The organism is Micromonospora echinofusca (assembly GCF_017614955.1).
Classification (GTDB): Bacteria; Actinomycetota; Actinomycetes; order Mycobacteriales; family Micromonosporaceae; genus Micromonospora; species Micromonospora echinofusca_A.
The window spans coordinates 1-5,111 of the sequence record NZ_WVUH01000434.1 but is presented as its reverse complement, the minus strand read 5'-3'; the positions used below and the strand labels follow the sequence as shown (position 1 = coordinate 5,111).

The 5,111-nt window shown below is 73.9% G+C and carries 4 protein-coding genes; all 4 read left to right on the top strand.

The features are described from left to right. On the top strand, positions 1 to 1,171 hold a 1,171-nt coding region (locus tag GSF22_RS30315), incomplete at its 5' end, for a zinc-dependent alcohol dehydrogenase (protein ID WP_439957825.1). A gap of 28 nt (positions 1,172 to 1,199) precedes the next feature. Next, positions 1,200 to 2,372: a saccharopine dehydrogenase family protein gene (locus GSF22_RS30310; protein WP_208817334.1), complete on the top strand. Its 1,173-nt coding sequence runs from the start codon at positions 1,200 to 1,202 to the stop codon at positions 2,370 to 2,372. Between the two features lie 89 nt (positions 2,373 to 2,461). Continuing rightward, positions 2,462 to 3,547 carry a MerR family DNA-binding transcriptional regulator gene (locus GSF22_RS30305; protein ID WP_208817335.1) on the top strand — a complete coding sequence of 362 codons (1,086 nt, stop codon included), beginning with the start codon at positions 2,462 to 2,464 and terminating at the stop codon, positions 3,545 to 3,547. A 124-nt stretch (positions 3,548 to 3,671) separates the two neighbouring features. After that, on the top strand, positions 3,672 to 4,964 hold the full coding sequence (gene serS, locus GSF22_RS30300; protein ID WP_208817333.1) for a serine--tRNA ligase: 1,293 nt from the start codon (positions 3,672 to 3,674) through the stop codon (positions 4,962 to 4,964). Positions 4,965 to 5,111 lie beyond the last annotated feature (147 nt).

Here is a 5,111-nt window from a genome sequence, read left to right as displayed (position 1 = left end):
CTGCTGGGCCGGGGTGGACCGGCTGGCGGTGGAGGACGTACCGGACCCCGCGCTGCGGGACGGCCAGGACATGATCGTCCGGGTCCGGCAGAGCGTCTCCTGCGGCTCGGACCTGCACCTGCTCGCCGGCCACGTGCCGTTCATGCAGGCCGGTGACGTCCTCGGGCACGAGTTCCTGGGCGAGGTGGTCGAGGTCGGCCCGGAGGTACGCCGGCACCGGGTCGGCGACCGGGTGGTGGTCTGTTCGGTGATCTCCTGCGGGCGGTGCTGGTACTGCCGGCAGGGTCTCTTCTCGTGCTGTGACAACGGCACCGCCGATCCGGAGCTGACCGAGCGGGCCTGGGGGTCCGCCCCGGCCGGCTGCTACGGCTACTCGCACGCGATGGGTGGCTTCCCGGGCAGCCACGCCGAGTACGCCCGGGTGCCCTTCGCCGATCAGGGGGCGTTCACCGTGCCGGAGGGGGTGAGCGACGACCGGGCGCTCTTCGCCTCGGACGCCGCCCCGAGCGGCTGGATGGGCGCCGAGCTGGGCGATGTCCGGCCCGGGGACGTGGTGGCGGTCTGGGGTGCCGGCGCGGTGGGCCAGTTGGCCGCCCGGTCGGCGCTGCTGCTCGGCGCCGAACGGGTGATCGTGATCGACCGGCACGGGTACCGGCTGGCGCTGGCCGAACGGCATCTCGGCGTGGAGACGGTCAACGTCGAGCACACCGACGTGCAGGGGGAACTGCGGGAGGCGACCGGCGGCCGGGGTCCGGACGTCTGCATCGAGGCGGTCGGCGCGCAGGCCCAGCCCACCGGTCCGCAGTTCCTCTACGACCAGCTCAAGCAGCAGTTGCGGATCTCCACGGAACGGCCGCTGGCGGTCCGGGAGGCGATCCACGCCTGCCGCAAGGGGGGCAGTGTCTTCGTGCTCGGTCTGTTCGTCGGTTTCGTGGACCGGTTCCCGCTGGGGGCGATGATGAACAAGGGTCTGACCGTCCGCGCCGCCCAGCAGCACGGGCAGCGGTACATCCCGATGCTGCTGGAACGGATGGCCCGGGACGAGATCCGGACCGAGTACCTGGCGACCCACCGGTTGCCGCTGGCCGAGGCGGCCCAGGGGTACCGGATGTTCCGGGACCGGACCGACGACTGCGTCCGGGTGGTCCTGGACCCGCACGCGCCGGGCTGAACCCGGCCCGGGGTGCGAGACTCGTCGGATGGTCGCAGAGCGCTCGTACGACGTCGTCCTGTTCGGCGCGACCGGGTTCACCGGTGCGCTGACCGCCGAGTACCTGGCCCGGCACGCCCCGGCGTCGCTGCGCTGGGCGCTGGCCGGGCGTAACCCGGACAAGCTGGCCGCCCTGCGGGACCGGCTCGCCGCGATCGACCCGGCCTGCGCGGACCTGCCGTTGCTGACCGCGGACACCACCGACGCCGGGTCGCTGCGCCGGGTCGCGGAGAGCGCCCGGGTGGTCGCGACCACGGTCGGCCCGTTCGTCTCGTACGGGGAACCGCTGGTCGCGGCGTGCGCCGGGGCCGGTACGGACTATCTCGACATCACCGGTGAGCCGGAGTTCGTGGACCTGATGTACCTGCGGTACCAGGAGACGGCGGTGGCCAGCGGAGCCCGGCTGGTGCACGCCTGCGGATTCGACTCGGTCCCGCACGACCTGGGCGTCTGGTACACGGTCCGGCACCTGCCGGCCGACGCCCCGATCAGCGTGGACGGGTTCGTCCGGGCCGGTGGGCGGTTCTCCGCCGGGACGTACCACTCGGCGTTGACCGCGCTGTCGCGGGCCCGGCAGACGCAGGTGGCGGCCCGGGCCCGCCGGGCGGCGGAGCCCCGGCCGGTGGACCGCCGGGTCCGGGCGGTACCCGGTCGGCTGGCCCGCCGCGCCGACCTGGGCCGCTGGGTGGTGCCGCTGCCGACCATCGATCCGCAGGTGGTGCGCCGGTCGGCCGCCGCGCTGCCGGAGTACGGCCCGGACTTCCGGTACCGGCACTTCCTGGCGGTCAAACGGTTGCCGACGGTGCTCGCCGGCGCGGTCGGGCTGGCCGGGTTGACCGCGCTGGTCCGGGTGCCGCCGACCCGGCGCTGGTTGTTCGGCCGGCTCTCCTCCGGGCAGGGGCCGTCGGCCGCGCAGCGGGCGGCGTCCTGGTTCCGGGTACGGTTCGTCGGCACCGCCGCCGGACGCCGGGTGGTGACCGAGGTGTCCGGTGGGGATCCGGGGTACGACGAGACCGCCAAGATGCTGGCCGAGTCGGCCATCTGCCTGGCCCTGGACGACCTGCCGGTCACGTCGGGACAGGTCACCCCGGCGGTGGCGATGGGCGGGGCGCTGGTGGACCGGCTGTCCCGGGCCGGGATCACCTTCCGGGTGCTCGACTGAGCGGGCACCGGCCCGGGGGTACGGCTCCACGGGGCCGGCTTGACCCTCGACCTGGTCGAGGCCACAGGATCGTCGGCGTGGAGAACGAACTGCACAGCATCGGCGAGATGTCCCGGGCCGGCGGGCTGAGCGTGAGCGCGCTGCGCTTCTACGACCGGGCCGGGGTGCTGGTGCCCGCCGTGGTGGACCCGGTCACCGGCTACCGCTGGTACGCCGACCACCAGGTGCCGGCCGTCCGGCTGGTCGCCGGGCTGCGCCGGGTGGGCATGCCGCTGGCCGAGATCGGCGCGGCGGTACGCCACCTGTCCGAGCCGGCTGCGGTCCGCCGGCTGCTCGCCGGGCACCTGCGCCGGTTGGAGGACGGTCTCGCCGACGCCCGCCGCGAGTTCGGCCGGCTCCACGCCCTCATCGACGCACTCGACCCCGGGGAGCAGCACATGTCCGTCACCCGTCTCATCCTGTCCCGGACCGATCTGGCCGGCGCGCTGGACGCGGTCCGCTTCGCTGTCGGCACCGACCCCGACCTGCCGGTCCTGGCCGGCGTACTGGTCGAGGTGGAGCCGGCCGGGGCCCGGCTCGTCACCACCGACCGGTACCGGATGGCGGTGGCCGGGGTCGCCGCGACGGTCGACGGGCCGGCGGCCCGGGTGCTCGCCCCGGTCGACTTCGTCGACCGGCTGCGGGACCTGCTCACCGACGGCACGGTCGGGGAGGTGGCACTGACCCTGGCCCCCGGGATGATCTCGGCGACCGTCGCCGGCCGGACCGTCGACGCGACGCCCCTGCCGGACGACTTCCCCGACTACCGGCGGCTGCTGCGGCGCCCCGACACGGCGGCACCGACCCGGGTGACGGTGGACGTGGCGGCGCTGCGGGCCGCGCTGACCGACGGCAGCGCCCCGACCCTGGTCCGCGCGGAGGACGGGGTACGCGCCGAGGTGACCGTGCTCGGGGTGAGCCCCGCCGGCCGGCTGCGGGTGGTCGGCGCCGACGACCCGGCGGACGGGGACACGGTGCGGGTCGGGGTGAACGCCGGTTACCTGGTCGACGCGTTGGACGCGGCCGGGCGGGGGCAACTGGTGCTGGAGCTGGACAGCCCGATCACCCCACTGGCGGTACGGCTGCCGGACGACGAGCGGGTCTTCTCCGTCCTGATGCCGATCCGGTTGAGCTGACCGGTCCGGTTCTTCGGGCCGGCGTGGGGCGGCGGTTCGCCCCGCGCCGCCCGGCGGTGCCGGCGGCGACGGTAGCATCTGCTGGTCCCAGCTTGAGTCCGCAACGGAGGGCGTACGGAGCAGCATGCTCGACATGGAGTTGATCCGGAAGGACCGCGACGCGGTGGCGTCCGCGCTCGCCAAGCGGCTCGACCCGGGCGAGGTGACCCGGGCTCTCGACGAGATCGAGGAGCTCGACCGGCAGCGGCGGAGCCTGATCGGTGAGATCGACGCCGAGCGGCAGCGGCGCAAGGCGGAGGCCCGGGCGTACGCGGCGGCCAAGCGCGCCGGGACGGCCCCGGAGCAGGGCCCCGACCCGGAGGCGGAGCGTAAGCAGCTCGCCGAGTTGGAGGGCCAGCTCGGCGAGGTGCAGGAGCGCCTGCGCACGGTGATGAGCGAGCTGCCCAACCTGCCGGCCGACGACGTCGTGCCGGGCGGCAAGGAGAACAACCGGGTCGTCAAGGTGTTCGGCGAGCCGCCGGCGATCGAGCGGGTACGCGACCACGTCGAGCTGGCCCGGTCGCTGCGTCTGGTCGACTTCGACCGTGGGGTGAAGCTCGGCGGTTCGGGTTTCTGGATGTACACCGGGCTGGGTGCCCGGCTGGAGTGGGCGCTGGTCAACTGGTTCGTCGACCAGCACGTCGCGGCGGGTTACGAGTTCCTGCTGCCGCCGCACCTGCTGCTGGACTCCGCCGGTTTCGCCGCCGGACAGTTCCCGAAGTTCTACGACGACGTCTACCACCTGGACCGGGACAGCGCACCACGCGGGCAGTTCCTGCTGCCGACGTCGGAGACCGCGATCCTCGGCGCGTACCAGGACGAGATCCTGGACACCGCGACCCTGCCGTTGCGGGCGTTCGCGTACACCCCCTGCTACCGCCGGGAGAGCGCCGGTTCGCACTCCGACGAGCGGGGCACGGTGCGGGGCCACCAGTTCAACAAGGTGGAGATCTTCCAGTTCGTCCTGCCCGAGCAGGCCGAGGCGGCCCTGGAGGACATGCTGGTGCACGCGGAGCGGCTGGTCGAGGGCCTGGGGCTGCACTACCGGCGGAGCCTGCTCGCGGCCGGGGACGCCAGCGCCTCGATGCGCAAGACGCTCGACATCGAGGTGTGGATGCCGAGCACCGGCAAGTACAAGGAGGTCTCCTCGGTCTCCTGGGCCGGTGACTACCAGGCCCGTCGGGCCAGCATCCGGTACCGCGAGCCGGGCGGGAAGCAGACCCGGTTCGTGCACACGCTCAACGGGTCGGCGCTGGCGACCAGCCGGCTCTTCCCGGCGATCCTGGAGCAGTGCCAGCAGCCGGACGGTTCGGTGCTGGTACCCGAGGTGCTCCGCGACCGGGTGGGCACCGACCGGCTGGTGCCACCGACCCGGTGAGCACCGCCGGCTGAGGTCCGTCCGCCGGTGACGCACCGGCCCGACCTGGCCTTCTGCCGCTGTACGCGGTCTGCGATGGCGAAGAGTCCCCTGAGGACTCTTCGCCATCGGCGTTTCTCCGCCCCGTCCCGGCCTGCGGCGCACGTC

Bases quoted from the DNA above. Each gene is read 5' to 3' on its own strand.
- GSF22_RS30310 (WP_208817334.1), top strand. From the start codon at position 1,200: ATGGTCGCAGAGCGCTCGTACGACGTCGTCCTGTTCGGCGCGACCGGG.
- serS (WP_208817333.1), top strand. From the start codon at position 3,672: ATGCTCGACATGGAGTTGATCCGGAAGGACCGCGACGCGGTGGCGTCC.